The organism is Arthrobacter sp. FW306-2-2C-D06B, assembly GCF_021789175.1.
Classification (GTDB): Bacteria; Actinomycetota; Actinomycetes; order Actinomycetales; family Micrococcaceae; genus Arthrobacter.
Genome location: NZ_CP084560.1, coordinates 2,645,527 through 2,667,670, shown reverse-complemented (window position 1 = coordinate 2,667,670; position 22,144 = coordinate 2,645,527). Strand labels below are relative to the sequence as shown.

The window sequence follows — 22,144 nt, the reverse complement described above, 5'->3', positions numbered from 1 at the left end:
GGTTTCATGTTCAGCCGGCAATGTCGAAACCCTCTCCGGTAAGGGAGACGAAACGCTCCTCCAGGCTGGCGTTCTCCACGCCGAAGCCCCGGACCCGGACGCCGTCGGACACGAGGGCAGCCACGATCGCCTCGGGAGCCACCTCGTGCCCCGGTGGACCGGTGCTGACGAGGCTCCGGCCATCGGGACCGTAGGAGCCGGGCGGCGGAACAGACAATTCCGATTGCAGGCCCAGCCGGGAGAGGACGCGGACGGCGGCTTCGATATCGGGCGTGTGGAGACGGATCGTGGATCTTCCCGCGGCGCGCAGTTCGTGCAGGGTTCCCTGCGCCACGAGTTTGCCCACACTCATGACTCCCACGTGGGTGCACATCTGTTCCACTTCCGCGAGGAGATGGCTGGAAACGAACACCGTGGTGCCCCCCGCGGCCAGCGAGCGGACCAGGCTGCGCACCTCCCGGGTCCCTTGCGGATCCAGGCCGTTGGTGGGTTCATCGAGGACAAGCAGTTCCCTCGGACGGAGCAGGGCATGCGCGATCCCCAGCCGCTGCTTCATCCCGAGGGAATACGCGCGGACCTTCTTACCTGCGGCATGGGACAACCCCACCCTCTCGAGCGCCTCATCCACCCGTGCGGCCCGGGTCCGCGGCGAGGCATGAAGATCGGCGCTGTCCAAGCGCCGGAGGTTCGCCGCCCCCGACAGGAAAGGGTAGAAGGCCGGGCCTTCCACCAGCGAGCCAACATTGGGCAGGACTGTTGCCAGTTGGCGCGGCATTTCGCCGCCGAGTACCCGGATGCGGCCGTTCGTTGCGGCCGCCAAGCCAAGCAGCAACCGGATGGTGGTGGTCTTGCCGGAGCCGTTCGGACCGAGGAAGCCAAAGACCGAACCGCGGGGAACTGCAAGGTCAACGCCGTCCACGGCGGCCCGGTGCCCGAAGCGCTTGCTCAGGCCTTGGGTCTCGATCGCCAGTTCAGCTGGCGCGGCCGCCTCCGTCATTTCGTGGCGGCTGCTGACTGCAACCGCTCGAGTGGCACCATTCCCGCGAAGACGCGGCCGTCGTCGAGCATCAAGACAGTTACCAGGCTGGTGGTCAGGGCGCGGCCGCCCGCTACCGGCTGGGTGAGCTGGGCCAACATCGCAGCCGAGCGGACATCAGCGGGGACCGTGCCCGCGGGCAGGGCCATCACTGCGTCCCAGCCGGTGCCGGTGATCGTTGGCCGGCCGGCTGTTGCCTTTGCCTCCGGTGCCTGCCCGGTCTTCCCCGGGAGGGCACGCAGCTGCGGGGTTGCTTTCTCTTCAACCGCGGCACCGCGGGGCGGCGTGAAACTGAACAGCGCGGCGTCGGGCGTCGACAAGCTCAGATCAGTAAACGAGAGCGAAAAGGCCGCTGCGGCCTGGCCTCGCGCCCGCACATCGACGCCGAGCGGCAGGCCCGAGGCGGAGTCAACGGCGATCGTCACGGAATCGACGAGCGTCGCGGTACTGCGCGGCTTGATCACCAATTGGTAGGCCGTGTGGCCGGCGACGGTGGTTCCGTCGCCCACTGTCACGTCCGTGGTGGGCCCGACGGCGGCGAGGAAGTGCTGCGCGACGACGTCAGGAGTGGTTACCCCCGGGGTCGGTGTCGCGTGCGGGGCCGCTGTGCGCGCCGGTTCAGCCGGCATCGTCATGTGCGCCGCGCTGTTGTCGGCCGAGTTGTAGAGCCAGAGATCGTTGCCATTGCGGACGAGGTCGCGCTCGGCGAGCATGTCCATCACCTGGAACCTGGCCTTGGCGGGGCCGTCCAGGTAGACCCGGGCCGTGTGTGAACCGCTCAAAAGCTCGATGACCGAAGCCGGACCCTGGGTTGCAGTCGGCCCGACGGAGGGCAGCTGGGGGAGTCCCAGTTCGGAATTTTGTTGAAGGGTACCGGACAAGGAGTGGACGTCGGCGCGGCCGATCATCGCGATGATTTCCTCTGCCGTTTTGTGCGGCAGGCTCGTCGCAGCTCCCGCCTGGTAGGAACCAGCCAGGGCAGCAGCGGCAAGCGCTACCGGAACCAGCGCGGCCGGCAACCAACGCAACCAAGGGCGGGTCATGGCAACCTCGCGAACCGTCCACCATCGGGGAAGTTCATGCTTCCAGAGTACGCCTGGTGTCCGGAGTGATCACGTGCCCCGTTGAGGCGGGAATATTTTCACTTCGGGCCGCGTCCGGCGACTTTTCCCAAAGAATCCAAAGTTCAACCAAGGATCACCGCAGTTTCCTCATCGAGGGGTCTGCGCAAACTAAGCTTGGTCCAGCTAGCTCCTGGTTTGAGCGTCCGGCCCGACACCCGAAGGAAGTCCAAAATTCGTCCCGCGTCCGTTTCTCGTCATATCCTGTCGCTGCTGCTCGCTACCTTCGCCGTGGCCTTTTCCGGAGTCTCCGCAGGAACCGCCTCGCCGATCCCATCAAACCTGGCAAGCAGTGCGAAGGACGATGGACATTCCCGCTACATCGTGAAGTATGCGGCTGGAACAGATGCCGCGGCGGGGGCGCAATCCTTGCGTTCCAGCAATGTCACGGTCGCAAGGACTTTTACGAATGCGATGCAGGGAGCCGTCGTAACCGCTACGCCGGCCCAAGCGGATGAGCTGAAGCGTTCCGGGCAGGTTGCCGCCGTCGAGGTTGACGCACCGCTCAAGATGTCGGCAACCGAGCAAGGCGCGCCGTGGGGATTGGACAGGATCGACCAGCGCACCCTGCCGTTATCCGGCACCTATACGCCGATCGCTTCGGGTGCCGGGGTGGTCGCCTACATGATCGATAGTGGTGTGCTTGCAAGCCACACGGAGTTCGGTGGCAGGGTGGCAAACGGCTGGACTGCGATAGCCGACGGCCAGGGAACAAACGACTGCGATGGCCACGGCACCCACGTCGCCGGAATTGTCGCGGGCCAGACGTACGGCGTTGCCAAAAGCGCCACGATTGTGCCCGTGCGCGTCGTCGACTGCACGGGCAGCGGGTACACCTCCGACTTGATTGCCGGACTCGATTGGGTTGCCGCAAACCACGTTGCAGGTACACCGGCCGTGGCCAATATGAGTATCGGCGGCCCTCCCAGCCCCATGGTCGACGCCGCAGTGCAGGGTCTCATCTCCAAGGGCATCACTGCGGTCGTTGCGGCAGGCAATGCCACGACGGACGCTTGCAATACTTCCCCCGCACGGGTCCTGGACGCGCTTACCGTCGCCGCGAGCGACTCCTGGGACCGGCAGGCGTCCTTTTCCAACTTCGGCAACTGCGTGGACCTTTATGCTCCCGGAGTGGGCATCACGTCAGCAGGGATCGCATCGAACACCGCCACGGCCGTCATGAGCGGAACGTCCATGGCGGCTCCGCACGTCACAGGCGCAGTGGCGGCACTGCTGTCCTTGTACCCGCGGTTGTCTCCGTCCGCCGTCGGGACGCTCCTGCTTTCTGAAGCCTCGTCCGGCGTCGTTTCCGGCTCCAGCCCGGGCACTCCGAACCGCCTGCTGTTTTCGGCGGCACCCACACCTGCCTCTGTTGACGCAGCGACGGCGATCACGACGGCGGCTGCCGCATCCCCAAGTCTCGGTGCGGCGGCCTCTGTGATGGTCTGTGGATTGCGCAACGATGGTTGCTACGAGATGTATCAGGGGGGTGCGATTGTCTGGTCTCCTGCGACCGGGGCGCACGTGAGTATCGGGGGAATCCGTGCGGCTTGGGCGGGAACAGGTTATGAGAACGGCCCGCTCGGCTACCCGACGACGAATGAAGTGTGCGGGCTGCGGGACAGCGGTTGTTACCAGATGTATCAGGGGGGTGCGATTGTCTGGTCTCCTGCGACCGGGGCGCACGTGAGTATCGGGGGCATCCGTGCGGCTTGGGCGGGAACAGGTTACGAGAACGGCCCGCTCGGCTACCCCACCACGAACGAAGTGTGCGGGCTGCGGGACAGCGGTTGTTACCAGATGTATCAGGGGGGTGCGATTGTCTGGTCTCCTGCGACCGGGGCGCACGTGAGTATCGGGGGCATCCGTGCCGCTTGGGCGGCAACAGGTTACGAGAACGGCCCGCTCGGCTACCCCACGACGAACGAATACCCGGCCGGAAACGGCGGGGTAGTGCAGAACTACCAAGGCGGGCGCATCGCATGGTCCCCCACAGCGGGAACGACTGTCACCTACGGCTGAGGAGGAACTCGTCCCGCTACCCTTCCAGCGTCCTCCGCACGAAGTCCGCGCTCGGTCGTGAATAAGCGGACCCGAGGCGCTCGAAGAGGGCGATTCCAGCCATGCCGGGCCAATCCTCGGGAAGGAAATCCGCCGGCAGTCCCGGATCCAAGTACGGAATGATCCGCCAGCGGTCGATGCATCGGACATAACGCGCGAAGGTTTCTGCCGAGGCGGGGCCGTCGTCGGAGCCTTTACCCGGCCCGTCGCCGGCCGCGGAACCATGATGCCGGATGAAGTCGCGATGCAGTTCTGCCACCGCATCCAGGTCCCACCATGCGGATGCGGCATCGCGGAGGCTGCCGCCGAGCAGGGGAGTGTCCGTGACGAACAGCGTGGCCATGCCGCGCAGCTCCAGGTCTTCCAGGATCTCCTCCACTTCCTCCCGAAGCGAATCCGGGCAGATCCACAGCCCGGCTGCCACCGTGCCGCAGCCGATCCAGTGCAATCGCCGCCGCAATTGGTGCCGCTTTTCCCGTTCCGTTTCCGGAATGGAAAAGGACACGAGGCACCAGCGGTCCGCGGAGGACATGTGGCGGGGGTTGAATATCCGCCTGTCGCCGCGGGCAAGCATCGATGCGGCGCCCTCGGTGACAGCGAAGCCGGGGACACCATGACGCAGCTGAGGAACGACGATTTCCTTCTTCTTCAACCGTGACAATGCCGTCCGGGAAACAGCCGCGGTGACATCAAGAGCCTCCATGAGGGCGATGATGTGCCTCGTGGACATCCATCCACCGGCATCGCGCAGGTACAGGCCGATGACCGTGCGAAGCAACGACGTGGTACTCCCGGGCCGGGAATCCATGTCGTCGAGGACAGCGCTCACAGGAGTTCGGTGAGGGCGTCCCGGATGGCGGTCACTCCCAGCTCAACCTCCGCGTAGCTGGTGCTGAGCGGCGAGAGGCCGATCCGCAGTCCGTGCGGGGGACGGAAATCGGGAATGACACCGCGTTCCCAGAGTGCCTGGGTCACCTCGCCGAACAAGGGATGGTCCACCGTGATGTGCGAGCCACGCTCCGCGGTGTTGCGCGGGCTGACAATTTCGACGCCCAGGGGGACCAGCATGTCCTCAGCCAAGGCGATTGCGTATTCCGTCAGCTTGACTGACTTCTCCCGAACGGCATCCATGCCCACTGATGCGATCAGCTCGACCATGTCCTTGAGCGGTTGCATGGCCAGCACCGGCGGAGTGCCGGTGATGAAGCTTCGGATCCCTTGTGCCGGTTTGTAGCTTTCCGTCATGCCGAAGGGGTTGTCGGCGCCCATCCAGCCCCAGATCGGCTGGTGGAGCCGGTCCTGCTGCGAAGCGTTGACGTAGGCGAACGCTGGGGAGCCCGGGCCGCCATTGAGGTATTTGTAGGTGCAGCCCACGGCAAGGTCCACACCCCAGGTGTCGAGTTCGAGAGGCACCGAGCCTACGGAGTGGCACAGGTCCCAGAGCATGAGAGCACCGGCTTCCTTGACCATCGCTGTGATCGCCGCGGCATCCGCCAGGAAGCCGGAACGGTAAGCCACGTGGCTGAGTACGACGACGGCGGTCCGCTCGCTGAGCAGTCCCTCGAGGTCTGTGGTCCGGACGCCGCCGGCCGGATTTGAAGCGACCCACTTGATGGTGGCGCCCTTCTCCGCGGCGATGCCCTCGATGATGAAACGGTCCGTGGGGAAGTTGTCCCGGTCCACGACGATCTCATCACGACCGGGTTGGGCGTCGACCGCTGCCCGGATGAGCTTGTAGAGCATCACCGAAGTGGAATCTCCCACGGTGACCTGGCCGGCGGCCGCCCCCAGGGTGACGACGCCGATCCGGTCGCCCACCGTGGTGGGCTCGTCCATCCACTGTTCGTCCCATCCACGGATGAGGCGGCTGCCCCACGCCTCTTCGACGAAGGCCGCGAGCTTCGCCGACGTCGCTTTGAGCGGCCTGCCGAGCGAGTTCCCGTCGAGGTATGCGGTGAGCTGGCCCTCCGCCGGGGCGTAAAAGGCCTCACGCTGCCTGGCGAGGGGATCCGCGGCGTCGAGCTCGTCCGACGTCGGCCGTTGCGTTTGCTGCGCGCTGTTCATGTCTCTCCTGAAGAAAAGTTTGGGGTTGATGGAGGAGGGTTGCTGTTCAGTTGCCGATCTCGGTGCGGACGGCGTAGAGCTCCGGGAAGAAGGTGAGGTCAAGGGCCCGCTTGAGGAAGTCGACGCCCGACGAGCCTCCCGTGCCGACCTTGAATCCGATGGTCCTTTGCACCGTACGCAAATGGCGGAAGCGCCAGGCGTGGAAGTTGTCCTCGATGTCTACGAGGTCTTCGCAAGCTTCGTAGAATCCCCACGGCGTAGCTTCCGATTCGTAGATCTCCTGGAAGACCGGGACGAGGTCCTTCCGGAACGTCCACGGTTCGCTGGTGTCACGTTCCAGAATTTCGGCGGGAACGGCATAACCGGCCCGCGCCAGCACGGCGAGGAAGGCATCGTAAAGGGTCGGCTCCTCCAGGAGCGTGCTGAGCTGGCTGTGCGCCGCCGGATCGCTCTCGAAGACCCGGAGCATGCCGCGGTTCTTGTTGCCCAACAGGAATTCGACGGCCCGGTACTGGTGGGACTGGAAGCCAGACGAGCTGCCCAGGAAGCGCCGGAATTCGGAGTACTCGCGGGGAGTGAGCGTGCCCAGGACAGACCACTGTTCGGTCATGGTCCGCTGGATCGCCTTGACGCGTGCGATGCATTTGAGGGCCTTGCCCAGGTTGTCCGCATCAAGGAGCCGGCGGGCTTCGAGGAGTTCATGCAGGACGAGCTTGAGCCACAGTTCGCTGGTCTGGTGCTGGATGATGAACAGCAATTCGTCATGGTGTTCCGGCGTGCTCAACGGGTGCTGGGCGGTGAGCAGGCGGTCCAGGTCCAGATACCCTCCGTAGGACATGGCCTGGCTGAAGTCGGTGCGGACCGAATCCTCGATGGGCCTGATGTTTTGGGCCCTGATGCTCTCTTCGGAGTGGCCGGTGCTGTTTTCCATGCATTGAGATTATCACTCTTGTGACGAACGTCAAGAAAATGAATTTCTGGAAGGTCCGGACTGCACTGACACCAGCGCGTGCCTTACGCTGGCCTTGTTGGCACGTCCGGGAGGGGGCTGCATGACCACCGTGTCGCTGTATCTGGACGTCGACGGCGTGGTGAACCCCTTCGGTCCCATGGGCTTCACCGATTGGGGTACTGAATGGAAAATCGCCGACGCCGGAATCCTGGACGTCGTCTACGCCTCCGAACTGGTTGACGAGCTCAACCAGCTGGCCGCGCATCCCGCCGCGAGGTTTGTTTGGCTGACGACGTGGCAGCGGCTCGCGCCCGAATTCCTGTGCCCGGCCATCGGCCTCCATGGCGAGCATTGGCCCGTCCTGACCAGCGACGATTGGGACCAGACCGCCGAGTGGTGGAAGCTGGACGTTTTGCAAAAGGACGTCCACGACTCCGGAGCCGAACGCATCGTGTGGATGGATGATCAGCTGAACCATGAGGCCACGGCCCGGTCCTGGGCCGAGTTCCTCGGCAGCCGTGTGCTTTGGATCTCACCGGACCCGCGGCGCGGCCTGTCACGGAGCGATATCGCGGCCGTTCGGCAATTCCTTGGATGATTCGATGTTTGGCCATGCCGGGAATGGCACGTAGGATTCTTAGGGTTTCACGCCCGCCATGGTTAATTCCGCCAGTACAGTCAGATGAACGCTCGCTGAACTGTTAGTTTCAGGCAGGACCGGGGAAGTGAAACTGCGCATCGTCGACTCTGCAGATTGGGCACCAGGTGGGAATCACCTTCATGGTCGCGCTTGTCATAGCGCTGGCCTTATTTTTTGACTTCACCAACGGGTTCCACGACACTGCCAACGCCATGGCGACTCCGATCGCCACGGGTGCCATCAAGCCCAAGACGGCTGTTGCCTTGGCCGCGGTGCTCAACCTCGTAGGTGCGTTCCTGTCGACCGAAGTGGCAAAGACCATTTCGGGAGGCCTTATCCGCGAGGGCACAGACGGTATCCACATCACGCCGGAGATCATCTTCGCCGGGCTGATGGGGGCCGTTCTGTGGAACATGTTCACGTGGCTCAAGGGGCTGCCCTCCAGTTCTTCGCACGCGCTTTTCGGGGGCCTCATCGGTGCGGCCATCGTCGGCATCGGATTCCACTCCGTCAACTTCGATACCGTGCTCCAGAAGGTCATCCTTCCGGCCATCTTCTCGCCCCTGCTTGCCGGTGCCGTGGCCTATCTATGCACCAAGCTGGCCTACGCCCTGACGTCACGGCATGACCCCGAAACCGGCGACAAGCTGACCCAGAAGCGCGGCGGATTCCGTACCGGCCAGATCTTCACCTCCAGCCTGGTCGCGTTGGCCCACGGTACGAACGACGCGCAAAAGACCATGGGCATCATTACCCTCGTCTTGATCGCCGCCGGAACCCAGCCTGCCGGCAGCGGCCCGCAGTTCTGGGTCATCGGGGCCTGTGCACTCGCCATTGCCATCGGGACCTACGCCGGCGGCTGGCGCATCATCCGGACCATGGGCTCCGGGCTGACCGACGTCAAGCCGGCGCAGGGCTTCTCAGCGGAAGCCAGCACCGCTTCGGCCATCCTCGCTTCCTCCCACCTCGGTTTCGCGCTCTCCACTACGCAAGTGGCCTCGGGTTCGGTCATCGGCTCGGGGCTCGGACGCAAGGGCACCACGGTGCGCTGGGGGACTGTGGGCCGCATCGCCACCGGCTGGCTCTTCACCTTACCTGCCGCTGCCATCGTGGGCGCCCTGACCGCCTTCCTCATCGGCACCGGCACCGTCGGAGTGGTTATCGCCGCCGTCGTGGGCACCGCCGTCGTCGTCTACATGTTCATCTACTCGAGGAAGTCGCACGTGGGCCACCACAACGCCGTCGAGGTCGAGGAAGCCGGCACGGCGGTACGCTTCCGCAAGAAGAACTCGAGAGAAAAAAGTCTGAGCAACAGCACGAGTAAGGACACCCTGGCATGAAGTGGTTGGATCTGGTGCGGGTAGCCGGCGCGACCCTTGTGGCGGCGTTGGTCCTGGTAGTGCTGTATTCGCTCGGTGTCCGTCTCACTGCCATCGCGGGCGACGCACGGCAGAAGTCACCGGTCATGGTCCGGTCCCTTGCCTACCTGTGTTTCGCGGCCTGCGGAATCGCCGTGCTTTTCGGGATCTACCTGATCGTCCCTTACTTCTCGAAGTAGCTGTGAACGGCGCTGCCTCATGGGTAGGGTGGGGCCATGGCGGATTTCCAGTACTACGTGGCATCCTCGCTTGACGGGTTCATCGCCACGAAAGAAGACGATCTCGGTTGGCTGCTCCAGTTTGAAGAGGCCGAGGGCGTCACCGAAAGCTACGAAGACTTCATGGCGGGGATCGGCTGCATCGTCATGGGCGGCCAGACCTATCGCTGGCTCATGGAACACGAACCGGGCAAATGGCCCTATCCGGGTGTTCCATGCTGGATCTTCACCCACCGCGAATACGCCGCGCCGCCCGGTGCGGATGTCACCTTCGTGCGTGGCGAGGTTGAGGAATTCGCCCCGGACCTGGTTGCCGACGCCGGTGACAAGAACGTGTGGCTGGTGGGCGGTGGAAACCTGGTGGCCCAGTTCGCCAAGGCCGGACTGCTCGACGAGATGATTGTCACCCTGATCCCCGTCGCCTTGGGTTCCGGTAAGCGCTTGCTGCCTGTCGAGAGCCCGACGGCGCCGCTCGAGTTGAGCTCGACCCGCACCCTTGGTGGCGCGGCGGTCGAGCTGCGCTACAGATTTCCCGCGCGTGCCGGGTCAGCGGGCCCTGTTCTCCCGGATCATGTTGGTAATCCGGGCAGTTGACAACCGTCGGCCGTGTTCGTCGGTCATGACGATTTCGTGGGTGGCGAGCGTGCCGCCCAAGTGGATGGCTGTGCATGTGCCGGTGACCAGGCCGCTTGCTATGGAGCGATGGTGGGTTGCGCCCACCTCGATTCCCACCACGTGGCGTCCGGCTCCGGCATGCAGGGCCGCCGCGAAGGAGCCCAAGGTTTCGGCGAGGACTACATGGGCTCCGCCGTGGAGGATGCCGGCAACCTGGGTATTGCCCTCCACCGGCATGGTGGCGACGGTCCGTTCCGGGCCCAGTTCAAGGAACTTGATGCCCATCTTGGCTACGAGCGAGCCCACGCCATAGCGGGAAAGCCAACCGTGCAACTCCTGCGGAACACCGGCCGCATTGAGTTCTTCAGCGAACGGGCCCGGCGTGAAATTGTCCATCATGGCAACTAGGCTGGCACCTGTGAGCGAAACAACCAAACCGGACTCAGTTCCAACGTCAACGCCAACGCCAACGGCAAGCGCAGTTTCAACTGCCACCGCAACGGCACCAGACCCTTCGACTACCATTGCGGGCACGGCGGCAGGTGGCCGACCGCGGCTCTTGGTCCTTGATGGTCACTCCATGGCGTTCCGGGCATTCTATGCTCTGCCGGCAGAGAACTTCGCCACATCCTCGGGCCAGCACACCAATGCCGTGCATGGCTTCACCTCGATGTTGATCAACCTCATCAAGGACCAGAAGCCCACCCACGTCGCGGTGGCCTTCGATGTCTCGGACGACACGACCTTCCGCAAGGCGGACTACAGCGAATACAAGGCTGGCCGCAACGAGACGCCGTCGGAATTCCGCGGGCAGATCGATCTCATCGATCAAGTCATGGAAGCGTGGGGGATCAAGACCATCAAGATGCCCGGCTACGAGGCTGACGACATCCTCGCCACCCTCGCGGCGCAGGGCGATGCCGCGGGCTTCGAAGTCCTCCTGGTATCGGGGGACCGTGACGCTTTCCAGCTCATCACGGACAACGTGTTCGTTCTCTACCCGAAACAGGGCGTTTCAAACATTCCGCGCATGGACGCGGCGGCCATTGAAGAGAAGTACTTCGTTCCGCCGTCCCGCTACTCCGATCTCGCCGCTCTGGTGGGTGAGTCCGCCGACAACCTCGCCGGCGTTCCCGGCGTCGGCCCCAAGACCGCAGCCAAGTGGATCAACCTCTACGGTGGCCTGGAAGGGATCCTGGAGAACCTGGATTCCATCGGCGGCAAGGTAGGCGGAGCCCTCCGGGAAAACATCGACGCCGTGAAGCGCAACCGGCGCCTCAACCGACTCCTTCACGACCTCCAACTCCCCGTGACACTCGCCGACCTCGAGGAACCGCGCCCCAACCGCCAGGAGGTCGAGACTCTGTTCGACACCCTCGAATTCAGGACGCTCCGCACCCGGCTGTTCGCACTCTACGGCGACGACACCGCCGGCGCGGCTCCCGAAACCATCGACGCGCCCGACTACAAGATCCTGGACAACGCCGCCGCCCTGGCGGAGTTCTTCGCCGCCGGTGCGGGGAGCCGTTCCGCCGTCGCCGTGCAGTTGGTCCCGGGTCGGATTGGCGACGACGCCGATGCCCTCGCGATCGTGCGCGCCGACGGGGCTGCCTACATCGAGCTGTCGTCCTTGGACGCGGCGGCCGATGCCGTCTTGGCCAAGTGGCTTCAAGACCCCGAAGAAGCCAAAGTCATGCACGAGTTCAAGGATGCTTTGAAGGCCTTGCACCACCGTGGTCTTGGCCTGGAAGGCGTAGTGGACGACACTGCCATTTCGGGCTACCTGATCCAGCCGGACCGCCGCAGCTACGAGCTCGCCGAGCTTGCCCAGCACCACTTGCGGATCACTGTCACGGCTGCGGTGGCGCCAACCGGCCAGCTGGAACTCGAACTCGGCGATGGGCCAGACGGTGCCGCGGCCGGTGCGCTCGTCCAGCAGGCCGCCGTCGTCCACGCACTGAGCAAGCACTTCGAAAGCGAGCTCGCAGAGCGCAAGGCCGAGGCGCTCCTGGCCACCTTGGAGCTGCCGGTCGCACGGGTCCTGGCCCAGATGGAACTTTCGGGCATTGCCATCTCCATGGAGCGCCTGAACGAACAGCTCGCGGACCTCGCCAAGGTGATCGACAACGCCCAGGAGCAGGCATTTGCCGCCATTGGCCACGAGGTCAATCTCGGATCGCCCAAGCAGCTGCAAACGGTCCTCTTCGAAGAGCTTGGCCTGCCCAAAACCAAGAAGATCAAGTCCGGCTACACAACGGACGCCGCCTCGCTGAAGGCCCTCCTGGAGAAGACCGGCCACGAGTTCCTGGTGCAGCTCATGGCCCACCGGGAATCCTCCAAGCTTGCCCAGATGCTGGAGACGCTCAAGAAATCCGTGGCCGAGGATGGCCGGATCCACACCACGTACGCGCAGAACGTCGCGGCGACGGGGCGTATTTCCTCGAACAATCCCAATCTGCAGAACATCCCGGTGCGCAGCGAGGAAGGTCGTCGCGTCCGCGGGATCTTCGTGGTCAGTGAGGGCTACGAATGCCTGCTGTCGGCCGACTACTCGCAGATCGAAATGCGTATCATGGCGCATCTGTCCGGCGACGAAGGGCTCATCCAGGCGTACAAGGAGGGCGAGGACCTGCACCGCTATGTCGGCTCGCACATCTTCAACGTGGCACCGGAAGAGGTCACGAGTGCCATGCGCTCCAAGGTCAAGGCCATGTCCTATGGATTGGCCTACGGCCTGACTTCGTTCGGTCTGTCCAAGCAACTGGAAATCTCGGTCGACGAAGCCAGGACCCTCATGAAGGACTACTTCGACCGCTTCGGCGCCGTGCGCGACTATCTGCGTGGTGTCGTGGAGCAGGCCCGGATCGATGGCTACACTTCCACGATCGAAGGCCGCCGCCGCTATCTTCCGGACCTGACCAGCACCGACCGCCAGCACCGCGAGATCGCCGAGCGCATTGCACTGAACTCGCCGATCCAGGGTTCGGCGGCGGACCTCATGAAGCGGGCGATGCTCGGCGTTTCGGCCGAGCTGACCAGCCAGGGGCTGAAGTCCAGGATGCTGCTGCAGGTCCATGACGAACTCGTGCTCGAGGTTGCCCATGGTGAACGGGAAGCCGTCGAAAAGCTCGTGACCGAACAAATGGGGACCGCAGCCGAGCTCTCGGTGCCGCTGGACGTGCAGCTCGGAGTCGGCTCCAGCTGGTACGACGCCGGGCACTAGGAAACGCGCTGTGTAGACGCAGGCAAGGGGCACGCCGCCTATATGGTGGCGTGCCCCATGCTGTCTGGCTAGGCTCGGGACGTGGCTGATCCCAAGGAAACAAACGAAAAATACAACGTCAAGCGCTTTCGTTCCGTCGACAAGGAGAACCCGGACTACGGACAAGCACGTGATTGGCTCCGGGCCGTTGGCTTCGGATTCCATGACGAGCAACGAAGCGATGAGCTCATCGACCAGATTCTTGCGATGTACCAAGCGGACGACCGGGAGCTGACGGGCGTTTACGTTAATGACGAACCACCGTTGCACGCGCTCAACCCGGGATTTCCGGTGGCTACCTTTGGAACGCTGGAAAACAAGCTGAATGTTGGCTTCGGCCGGGAACTGCGGACGCGCCAGATCACGGCTGTTACTGTCCGCGGAACGCACCGGCGCCATGGCATCCTGCGGGGGATGATGACCGCCGATCTGGCCGATGCCAAGGACGATGGCTTCGCCATGGCGGCCCTGACCGCGTCCGAGGCATCCATTTACGGCCGCTTTGGTTTTGGCGTCGCAACCTTCGAGCGGAGCATCAAGGTGGACACCGGTCCGAAGTTCCGGATCCGTCACGAGCCCGTTGGCCGGGTGGAGATTGCCGATCCGAGGGTCCTTCTCGAACTCGCGCCCGAGGTATTCGAACGGGTCCACCACCGTACGCCCGGGTCCATCGTGAGGCAGGACTCCTACCGCCATCACGTGTCCGGGGCGATGAAGCGCGACGGGACTGAAGACAAGGCCATCAAGTGTGCGCTCCACTACGCACCGGACGGCACCATTGACGGCTACGTGTCCTACAAGTTCGCCGGCTGGGACACGAAACCATACACGGTAGAAATCGTGGACCTCGTCGCCGTAACGGACTTCGCGTACCTGGAACTGTGGCAATTCCTGGGCAGCATCGATCTCGTCGACCAGGTCTCCTGGCCTGACGCTCCCGTTGAAGACCCCCTCGCGTGGGCACTCGAGGACGGACGCTGCGTCACGTCTTCCGACTATCGCGACATGTTGTGGCTGCGTGTCCTGGACGTCCCTGCAGCCTTGTCAGCCCGCCGCTACGGCGCAGACGGACGGTTGGTGCTCGAAGTCCGGGACCCGCTCGGTTTCGCCGACGGTACGTGGGAATTGACGTCCGACGGCGGCGCCGTCACGGTCAATACGGCTGATGGCGGGAGCCCGGACCTGAGCATGGATGTCACCGATTTGGGGTCTGTCTATTTGGGTGCCGTCAATCCTGTAACCTTGGCTTCGGCTGGCCGGATCCGCGAGCACACGCCAGGGGCGGCATTGGCTGCCCAGCACATGTTCGCCGTCGAACGTCCAGCCCATTGCCTGACGCACTTCTAGGCGCATCTCCACACGCACGCACGATCTACAACAGAAGAGGATTCCATGGGGGAATTCCAGCCGGGGGACCACTCCTCCGGCCCAACAGGGCTGCCGGGCCGGCGGTCCTTGCTGGCGGCCGCCGCCGGACTCGCGATGACCGGCCTGGCCGCCTGTGCCCAACAACCGGTAGCCGCCCCGGCGCCACGCCCCGCAACGGTTTCAACGCCGGTCGCGGAAGAGGTGGGCCAGCTTCCGGTCGTGCCCGAGACGGCACCGCCGTCGAGATCCCAGGTTGTGGCGGAATTCTCCGGGCGAAAGCCCGTCGAATGGGGGCTTGCAGTCGCTGGCGTGGTAGCGAAGACCGCATCCACGCATGCGGTCTTGACGTTTGATGCTTGCGGTGGCCCCCAGGGCTCGGCCTGCGATCAACCTTTGCTCAAGACCTTGCGCAAGCTGAACGTTCCCGCCACTTTGTTCGTCAATGGCCGTTGGATCAAGGCCAACCCCGGGCTGGCGGCCGAGCTCGCGGCCGATCCCTTGTTCGAACTCGGCAACCACGGTTACCGGCACCAGCCCCTCTCGGTCAACGGGCGCTCGGCGTACGGTATCCCGGGCACGGCCAATGCCGGGGAAGTGTATGACGAAATCATGGGCAACCAGGAGGTCATGGAGCGGCTCTGCGGCAAAGCTCCCCGCTTTTTCAGGGCGGGAACCGCCTACTATGACGACGTCGCGGCGGCGATCACGAATGCCCTCGGACTGGTTCCGGTGAGCTTCACCGTGAACGGCGACGGCGGCGCGACCTTCCCGGCCCCGACAGTCGCGGGCGAAGTGGGGAAAATTGCCGCAGGACACGGCGCCGGCCAGATTGTGATCTCGCATTTCAACCAGCCCGCCGGTGGCACCGCAGAGGGATATGCCCGCGCCCTTCCGGGCTTGCTGGACCGTGGCGTGACGTTCGCTCGGCTGGGTGACACGCTGCCGCTTTGACCCTCCTTGAGGCAAACGACTAGAATGAACGGGCGCATACTACGTGCGCGCAAATTTACAATCCACAATTCAGGATGACCCGGCGTTTGCCGTGTCCTGCGGACCGGCGACGGAAAGCGGGCGGTTTGCCTGACCGATACTCTATCCACAACGGAGCCCCTACTACATGACCATCACCTCCACCGAGAAGCCCGGTACCCCCGTAGTCGCGATCAACGACATCGGTACCGCTGAGGACTTCCTCGCAGCTGTCGACGCGACCATCAAGTACTTCAACGACGGAGACCTCGTCGAAGGTATCGTCGTCAAGGTTGACCGCGACGAAGTTCTGCTCGACATCGGTTACAAGACCGAAGGTGTCATCCCTTCCCGCGAGCTTTCCATCAAGCACGACGTTGACCCCGGGGACGTCGTCTCCGTTGGCGATCAGGTCGAAGCCCTGGTGCTCACCAAGGAAGACAAAGAAGGCCGACTGATCCTCTCCAAGAAGCGTGCTCAGTACGAGCGTGCCTGGGGCGACATCGAGAAGGTCAAGGAAGAAGACGGTGTCGTCACCGGTACCGTCATCGAGGTTGTCAAGGGTGGTCTTATCCTCGACATCGGCCTGCGCGGCTTCCTGCCCGCATCCCTCGTCGAGATGCGCCGCGTCCGCGACCTCGCTCCGTACATCGGTCAGCAGATCGAAGCCAAGATCATCGAGCTGGACAAGAACCGCAACAACGTTGTTCTTTCCCGCCGTGCGTGGCTCGAGCAGACCCAGTCCGAGGTTCGCTCCACGTTCCTCAACAAGCTGGAAAAGGGCCAGGTTCGTCCCGGCGTCGTTTCCTCCATCGTCAACTTCGGTGCATTCGTGGACCTTGGCGGCGTAGACGGTCTGGTTCACGTTTCCGAGCTGTCCTGGAAGCACATCGACCACCCGTCCGAGGTCGTCGAGGTTGGCCAGGAAGTCACCGTCGAGGTTCTCGAAGTGGATCTGGACCGCGAGCGCGTGTCCCTGTCCCTCAAGGCCACCCAGGAAGACCCGTGGCAGACCTTCGCCCGCACCCACGCCCTCGGCCAGGTTGTTCCGGGTAAGGTCACCAAGCTGGTTCCGTTCGGTGCGTTCGTTCGCGTCGAAGACGGCATCGAAGGCCTCGTTCACATCTCCGAGCTGGCTGTTCGCCACGTTGAGCTTGCCGAGCAGGTCGTCTCCGTTGGCGACGAGCTCTTCGTCAAGGTCATCGACATCGACCTCGAGCGCCGCCGTATCTCCCTCTCCCTCAAGCAGGCTAACGAGGGCGTTGACGCCGACAGCACCGAGTTCGACCCGGCTCTGTACGGTATGGCCGCTGAGTACGACGAAGAGGGCAACTACAAGTACCCCGAGGGCTTCGACCCCGAGTCGAACGAATGGCTCGAGGGCTACGAGACGCAGCGCGCCGCTTGGGAGCAGCAGTACGCTGACGCCCAGGCACGTTGGGAAGCTCACAAGAAGCAGGTTTCCCAGCACGCTGCTGACGACGCCGCTGCTGCCGCTTCCGGCGACAGCGACTCCGGCACCACCAGCTACTCCTCCGAGCCGGCTGTCGCCGAGTCCAACGCGGGCACCCTGGCATCCGACGAGGCCCTCGCAGCTCTGCGCGAGAAGCTGACCGGCAACTAATTGCCACTGGCCTGGATTTCCGGGCCGGGATAAAAGCAGCTCCTGCGATTCATTTACGAATCGCAGGAGCTGCTTTGTTTAACCGTGTTTCGCTGCTGCCTGGGCTCCTCCTGGCCCGGTCTCCACTGGACATGCCCCTCGTTCGCAGCAAGGACTGGACATATGCCCACTATGTCCAGTGCTGGTGACCAGGGGAGAGCATGTCCCTTCCCCCTTGGCCCGGCTTCCCACTGGACATGCCCCTCGTTGGGAGCAAGGACTGGACATTTACCCACTATGTCCAGTGGTGCCGGTCAGGGGAGGGCATGTCCCCGGCGCGGAAGCTCAGGCCTGGAGGTCGACCCATTCCGTTCCCCGCAATTGGAGTCCCGAGGCGCCCCCGGTCAGCGATGCCAGCCGCTCACCGGCGTCGGCGATTGCGATTGCATCATCAGGCAGGGCCACGCGCAGGATCGTCTCCGAGGGCTCATAGCTTGTTTCGGCCATGACGTAGCCCGCGGAGCGCAGGTCGTTTTCAAGCTTTCCGGCCGCGTTGTGGGTCACGGGGATGTCGCAAATCCGCAGGCGGCGTCGCTGAACCAGGGGTGCGGAGTCCAATGCGGCAGAGATTGACTCGGAGTATGCACGGACCAGTCCGCCGGCGCCCAGGAGAATCCCGCCAAAATGGCGCACGACGACGGCACTCACGTCGCTGAGGTCAGTCACCCCGGGCAGTGTCTCGCGTTTGATGAGCGCCTCAAGCATGGGGATGCCGGCGGTTCCTGAGGGCTCGCCGTCGTCGTTGGAACGCTGGATGACGCGATCGGGACCGAGGACGAATGCCGAACAGTGGTGCCGGGCGTCATGGAATTCCTTGCGCAATTCCGCTACCAAGGCGCGGGCGGCGTCTTCGTCGGGGGCGCGGCGCAGCACGGTGATGAAGCGCGAACGCCTGATCTCGAGTTCGTGGCGGAAATCGTCTCCAAGTGCCAACGTTGTGTACGCGGTCGCCCGGCTTTCGTCCTGTTCTGCCACCGACCCAGTCTAGTGTGGAGGGGTGCTGAAGATTGGACTTACCGGCGGGATCGCCTCCGGCAAATCGCTCGTATCCGCCCGGCTCAGGGAGCTGGGCGCCCTCTTGATCGACGCCGATGCGCTGGCCCGCGAGGTCGTGGAACCGGGCACGCCGGGCTTGGCGGGCGTCGTGGCCGAGTTCGGTGAAGACATTGTCGACGCCGAAGGGCGCCTTGACCGGGCACGCCTCGGCGCGATTGTGTTCGCTGAGCCGGATCGCCGGGAGGCGCTCAACGCGATCATCCATCCGCGCGTCCGGGAGAAGGCTGCCGCGATGCTCGCGACTGCCAAACCGGGCGACATCGTCGTCCAGGATATTCCGCTCCTGGTCGAGACCGGGCAGGGCAGCAGCTTCCATTTGGTGCTGGTGGTCGATGCGTCGGACGAAGAGCGGATCCGTCGCATGACGGAGATCCGCGGCATGACTGTCGAGGACGCGGTGTCCCGCATGGCCGCTCAAGCCGGCAGGGACGAACGGTTGGCGGCGGCCGACATCGTGTTGGACAACTCCGGAACCGTTGAGGATGTCACTGGGCTCGTGGAGAGCCTCTGGAAAGAACGATTGGCACCGTTTGCCAGCAATCTTGCAGCCGGCCGCCCGGCACCGCGGGCCGGCGGACCCGTCTTGTCCCCGCCAAACCCCGACTGGCCGGTCCAAGCCGAAAGACTGCTTGCCAGGATACTGCGGGCATCTCCGGAGGTCTTGGGCGCTGACCACATCGGTTCGACGGCGGTACCCGGCCTTCCTGCCAAAGACGTCATCGACCTGCAGGTAAATGTGTCATCCCTGGAAGCCGCGGACCGGATGGCCCGGGCCTTGGGTGAGGCCGGTTTCCCGTTGCAGGAGGCCTCCGCCCGTGACACACCCAAGCCGCCGGACCTGGATCCATCGGCATGGCAAAAGCGCTTCCATTGCAACGCAGACCCCGGGCGGCCCGCGAATGTCCATGTCCGGGTGCTTGGAAGTCCTGGCTGGCGTTATGCGTTGTTGTTCCGGGATTGGCTCCGCGCCAACTCCGACGCCGTCCGTATGTATGCGGACATGAAACGAGAGCTTGCCGCGCTCCACGGCGGCGACCACCGGACCTTGGAGTATGCGGAGGCCAAGGAGCCCTGGTTCACCGAGGTGGCCTGGCCGCTCATGGATGCCTGGGCCAGGAGCAGCGGGTGGCAGCCGCCGTCGTACTCCATGGCGCAAGGCTAGGCGCCACGCATGGCCGGGAAACTGAGAATCACGCCCCATCTTGAGGGGCAGCGGCTCGGTGCCGTTCGCGCGTTGGCGTGGGCCGGCATCGTCCTCATGGCCGGGGCCGCGCTGCTGTGGTTCCTGGCTGGCGGCCGCGAGGAGTTCGTCGCCGGAATGCGACCGCCCACGTGGCGGGTCCTCGTACCGGGCGCAGCCTTCTGGCTCGCGTGGACCGTCTGGCTTGTGTCCGGAGTGTGGTTCGCCGTCAAGATGTTCCGTTCCATCATGGGCCGGCTGGACGACAGTTGGACGCGGCCCGGCGGAGGTGACGGTTCCACCGGAAAACGCGGACAGTAACTGTCCGCGGGCGGGGGTACATTGGATTCATGAGTCTTGCCCAAGAGATCAATCGAGTCGTTGCGCCGTTTGAGGTCATTAGTGAATTCAAGCCGGCAGGCGACCAGCCGGCCGCTATCGCGGAGCTGACCGAACGGATCAACAACGGCGAGAAAGACGTCGTGCTGCTCGGTGCCACTGGTACAGGCAAGAGTGCCACCACCGCCTGGTTGATCGAACAGGTCCAGAGGCCCACTTTGGTGATGGTCCAGAACAAGACCCTGGCCGCGCAGCTTGCCAACGAGTTCCGGGAACTGCTGCCCAACAACGCGGTCGAGTACTTCGTGTCGTACTACGACTACTACCAGCCCGAAGCCTACGTTCCCCAGACGGATACCTTCATCGAGAAGGACTCCTCCGTGAATGAGGAAGTCGAGCGGCTGCGGCACTCGGCTACCAACGCGCTGCTGACCCGCCGGGATGTCATCGTGGTGGCTACCGTGTCCTGCATCTACGGCCTCGGCACGCCGGAGGAATACATCGCCGGAATGGTCACGCTCACCAAGGGCGCCGAAATGAACCGGGACGATCTCCTGCGCAAGTTTGTCGGCATGCAGTACACCCGCAACGACATGGACTTCCACCGCGGCACCTTCCGCGTCCGCGGAGACACCGTGGAAATCATCCCGATGTACGAAGAGCTGGCTCTGCGCATCGAGTTCTTCGGCGACGAGATCGAGAATATCTACACGCTGCATCCGGTCACGGGCGACGTCATCCGTGAGGAAACCGAGATGTACATCTTTCCGGCCTCGCACTATGTCGCCGGTCCGGAACGCATGTCGCGCGCCATCACAGCTATCGAGGAAGAGCTCGCGGAGCGGCTCAAGGTCCTTGAAAGCCAGAACAAGCTGGTGGAGGCCCAGAGGCTGCGCATGCGCACCACCTACGACCTCGAGATGATGCAGCAAATGGGTTTCTGCAACGGCATCGAGAACTACTCACGCCACATCGATGGCCGCGGCTCCGGCACGGCACCGCACTGCCTCATCGACTACTTCCCGGACGACTTCCTGCTGGTCATCGACGAATCCCACGTCACGGTTCCACAGATCGGCGCCATGTACGAGGGCGACATGTCGCGCAAGCGGACCCTCGTGGACCACGGCTTCCGGCTTCCTTCCGCCATGGATAACAGGCCGCTCAAATGGGATGAATTCCTGGAACGGGTGGGCCAGACCGTCTACCTTTCCGCGACCCCCGGCAAGTACGAGCTCGGCAAGGCCGATGGGACCGTCCAGCAGATCATCCGCCCTACCGGCCTCATCGATCCCGAAGTCATCGTGAAGCCGACCAAAGGCCAGATCGACGACCTGCTTGGCGAAATCCGGACGCGCGTGGAGCGCGACGAACGCGTCCTGGTCACCACCTTGACCAAGCGCATGGCCGAGGACCTCACCGACTACCTTCTGGGCCACGGGGTCAAGGTCCAATACCTGCACTCCGACGTCGACACCCTCCGGCGCGTGGAGCTGCTCCGCGAACTCCGCATGGGCAGCTTCGACGTCCTGGTGGGCATCAACCTGCTCCGTGAGGGCCTCGACCTGCCCGAAGTGTCACTTGTCAGCATCCTCGACGCCGACAAGGAAGGCTTCCTGCGTTCGGCCACCTCCCTCATCCAGACCATCGGGCGCGCCGCGCGAAACGTCTCAGGCCAGGTCCACATGTACGCCGACCGCATCACGGACTCCATGGCCAAGGCCATCGAGGAAACCAACCGCCGCCGGGAAATCCAGGTCAAGTACAACACGGACAACGGTGTCGATCCCCAGCCGTTGCGCAAGAAGATCGCGGACATCACCGATCAGCTTGCCCGTGAAGACGCCGACACCCGCGAATTGCTCGCCGCAGCCGGAAAGGGCGGCCGGACCGGCAAGGGCAACGGTGCTTCGAAGGTCCGGCAAGATGGGCTGGCCGCGGCGCCGGCCGAGGACCTGGTGGGCCTGATCGAACAGCTGACCGAGCAGATGCACGCGGCCGCCGCCGAACTCCAGTTCGAGATCGCTGCGAGGATACGTGACGAGGTAGGCGACCTCAAGCGCGAACTGCGCCAAATGCAGTCCGCCGGGCACGCCTAGGGTAAAGTTGGGCCTACGTAGGGGAGTATCCCAAGCGCTAGGTCCGTCAACACGCAAGGCACAGACGCCTCGCCGGGCCCAGCGGATCGCCGTTTAAGCGCTATTTGCCCTTGGGCTGGAGA

19 protein-coding genes are annotated in these 22,144 nt (G+C 64.0%); 12 read left to right on the top strand and 7 right to left on the bottom strand.

Annotation, left to right across the window (positions count from 1 at the left end; genetic code table 11):
- Positions 1-10 precede the first annotated feature (10 nt).
- Both LFT47_RS12450 and LFT47_RS12445 read right to left on the bottom strand, forming a co-directional pair.
- Positions 11-997, bottom strand: coding sequence for an ABC transporter ATP-binding protein (locus LFT47_RS12450; protein ID WP_236811194.1), 987 nt, complete (start codon positions 995-997; stop codon positions 11-13).
- The gene (locus LFT47_RS12445; RefSeq protein ID WP_236811192.1) at positions 994-2,079 is read right to left on the bottom strand and encodes a LolA family protein; all 1,086 of its coding nucleotides are present in this window, start codon (positions 2,077-2,079) and stop codon (positions 994-996) included. The genes LFT47_RS12450 and LFT47_RS12445 overlap by 4 nt, the downstream gene beginning before the upstream one ends.
- A 309-nt stretch (positions 2,080-2,388) precedes the next feature.
- Between LFT47_RS12445 and LFT47_RS12440 the strand changes: the two genes are divergently transcribed.
- Entirely contained in the window at positions 2,389-4,179 is a 1,791-nt protein-coding gene (locus LFT47_RS12440; RefSeq protein ID WP_236811190.1) for a S8 family serine peptidase, read from the top strand.
- 16 nt (positions 4,180-4,195) lie between these two features.
- On the opposite strand, the gene LFT47_RS12435 is transcribed toward LFT47_RS12440, so the two are convergent.
- The 3 genes from LFT47_RS12435 to kynA are packed head-to-tail and all read right to left on the bottom strand — an operon-like array spanning position 4,196 to position 7,213.
- Positions 4,196-5,047, bottom strand: a complete 852-nt coding sequence (locus LFT47_RS12435; RefSeq protein WP_236811188.1) for a PaaX family transcriptional regulator — start codon at positions 5,045-5,047, stop codon at positions 4,196-4,198.
- Positions 5,044-6,282, bottom strand: a complete 1,239-nt coding sequence (gene kynU, locus LFT47_RS12430; RefSeq protein ID WP_236811186.1) for a kynureninase — start codon at positions 6,280-6,282, stop codon at positions 5,044-5,046. The genes LFT47_RS12435 and kynU overlap by 4 nt, the downstream gene beginning before the upstream one ends.
- 46 nt (positions 6,283-6,328) lie before the next feature.
- On the bottom strand, positions 6,329-7,213 hold the full coding sequence (gene kynA / locus LFT47_RS12425; protein WP_236811184.1) for a tryptophan 2,3-dioxygenase: 885 nt from the start codon (positions 7,211-7,213) through the stop codon (positions 6,329-6,331).
- A 121-nt stretch (positions 7,214-7,334) separates the two neighbouring features.
- Between kynA and LFT47_RS12420 the strand changes: the two genes are divergently transcribed.
- From LFT47_RS12420 to LFT47_RS12405, 4 genes are all read left to right on the top strand, one after another.
- On the top strand, positions 7,335-7,832 hold the full coding sequence (locus LFT47_RS12420; protein ID WP_236811182.1) for an HAD domain-containing protein: 498 nt from the start codon (positions 7,335-7,337) through the stop codon (positions 7,830-7,832).
- A gap of 167 nt (positions 7,833-7,999) precedes the next feature.
- Positions 8,000-9,214 carry an inorganic phosphate transporter gene (locus LFT47_RS12415; protein WP_236811180.1) on the top strand — a complete coding sequence of 405 codons (1,215 nt, stop codon included), beginning with the start codon at positions 8,000-8,002 and terminating at the stop codon, positions 9,212-9,214.
- Positions 9,211-9,432 (top strand): hypothetical protein, encoded by a 222-nt coding sequence (locus LFT47_RS12410; RefSeq protein WP_236811178.1) that lies wholly within the window; start codon positions 9,211-9,213, stop codon positions 9,430-9,432. Before LFT47_RS12415 ends, LFT47_RS12410 begins: the two co-directional genes overlap by 4 nt.
- A 36-nt stretch (positions 9,433-9,468) precedes the next feature.
- A complete protein-coding gene (locus tag LFT47_RS12405) occupies positions 9,469-10,065 on the top strand; it encodes a dihydrofolate reductase family protein (protein WP_236811176.1) in 597 nt (198 codons plus the stop codon).
- Here LFT47_RS12405 and LFT47_RS12400 read toward each other — a convergent pair.
- Positions 10,018-10,485 (bottom strand): hotdog fold thioesterase, encoded by a 468-nt coding sequence (locus LFT47_RS12400; protein ID WP_236811174.1) that lies wholly within the window; start codon positions 10,483-10,485, stop codon positions 10,018-10,020. The two genes, LFT47_RS12405 and LFT47_RS12400, sit on opposite strands and share 48 nt — an antisense overlap.
- Positions 10,486-10,666: 181 nt before the next feature.
- Here LFT47_RS12400 and polA point away from each other — a divergent pair, with 181 nt between their 5' ends.
- The 4 genes from polA (at position 10,667) to rpsA (ending at position 17,309) form a co-directional block, all read left to right on the top strand.
- Positions 10,667-13,309, top strand: coding sequence for a DNA polymerase I (gene polA / locus LFT47_RS12395; protein WP_236811172.1), 2,643 nt, complete (start codon positions 10,667-10,669; stop codon positions 13,307-13,309).
- Positions 13,310-13,390: 81 nt separating this feature from the next.
- The gene (locus LFT47_RS12390; protein ID WP_236811170.1) at positions 13,391-14,695 is read left to right on the top strand and encodes a GNAT family N-acetyltransferase; all 1,305 of its coding nucleotides are present in this window, start codon (positions 13,391-13,393) and stop codon (positions 14,693-14,695) included.
- A 45-nt stretch (positions 14,696-14,740) separates the two neighbouring features.
- A complete protein-coding gene (locus LFT47_RS12385) occupies positions 14,741-15,667 on the top strand; it encodes a polysaccharide deacetylase family protein (protein WP_236811162.1) in 927 nt (308 codons plus the stop codon).
- Positions 15,668-15,833: 166 nt separating this feature from the next.
- The gene (gene rpsA, locus LFT47_RS12380) at positions 15,834-17,309 is read left to right on the top strand and encodes a 30S ribosomal protein S1 (RefSeq protein ID WP_236811160.1); all 1,476 of its coding nucleotides are present in this window, start codon (positions 15,834-15,836) and stop codon (positions 17,307-17,309) included.
- Positions 17,310-17,633: 324 nt separating this feature from the next.
- Here the strand turns inward: rpsA and LFT47_RS12375 are convergent, their stop codons facing one another.
- Complete coding sequence (locus LFT47_RS12375; protein ID WP_236811158.1) at positions 17,634-18,323, bottom strand: IMPACT family protein; 690 nt, start codon at positions 18,321-18,323, stop codon at positions 17,634-17,636.
- A gap of 22 nt (positions 18,324-18,345) precedes the next feature.
- On the opposite strand from LFT47_RS12375, the gene coaE reads away from it, so the two are divergent.
- The 3 genes from coaE to uvrB are packed head-to-tail and all read left to right on the top strand — an operon-like array spanning position 18,346 to position 22,022.
- A complete protein-coding gene (gene coaE, locus LFT47_RS12370; RefSeq protein ID WP_236811156.1) occupies positions 18,346-19,566 on the top strand; it encodes a dephospho-CoA kinase in 1,221 nt (406 codons plus the stop codon).
- 9 nt (positions 19,567-19,575) lie between these two features.
- Positions 19,576-19,905, top strand: a complete 330-nt coding sequence (locus LFT47_RS12365) for a hypothetical protein (protein ID WP_236811154.1) — start codon at positions 19,576-19,578, stop codon at positions 19,903-19,905.
- Between the two features lie 29 nt (positions 19,906-19,934).
- Positions 19,935-22,022 (top strand): excinuclease ABC subunit UvrB, encoded by a 2,088-nt coding sequence (gene uvrB / locus LFT47_RS12360; protein WP_236811153.1) that lies wholly within the window; start codon positions 19,935-19,937, stop codon positions 22,020-22,022.
- Positions 22,023-22,144 lie beyond the last annotated feature (122 nt).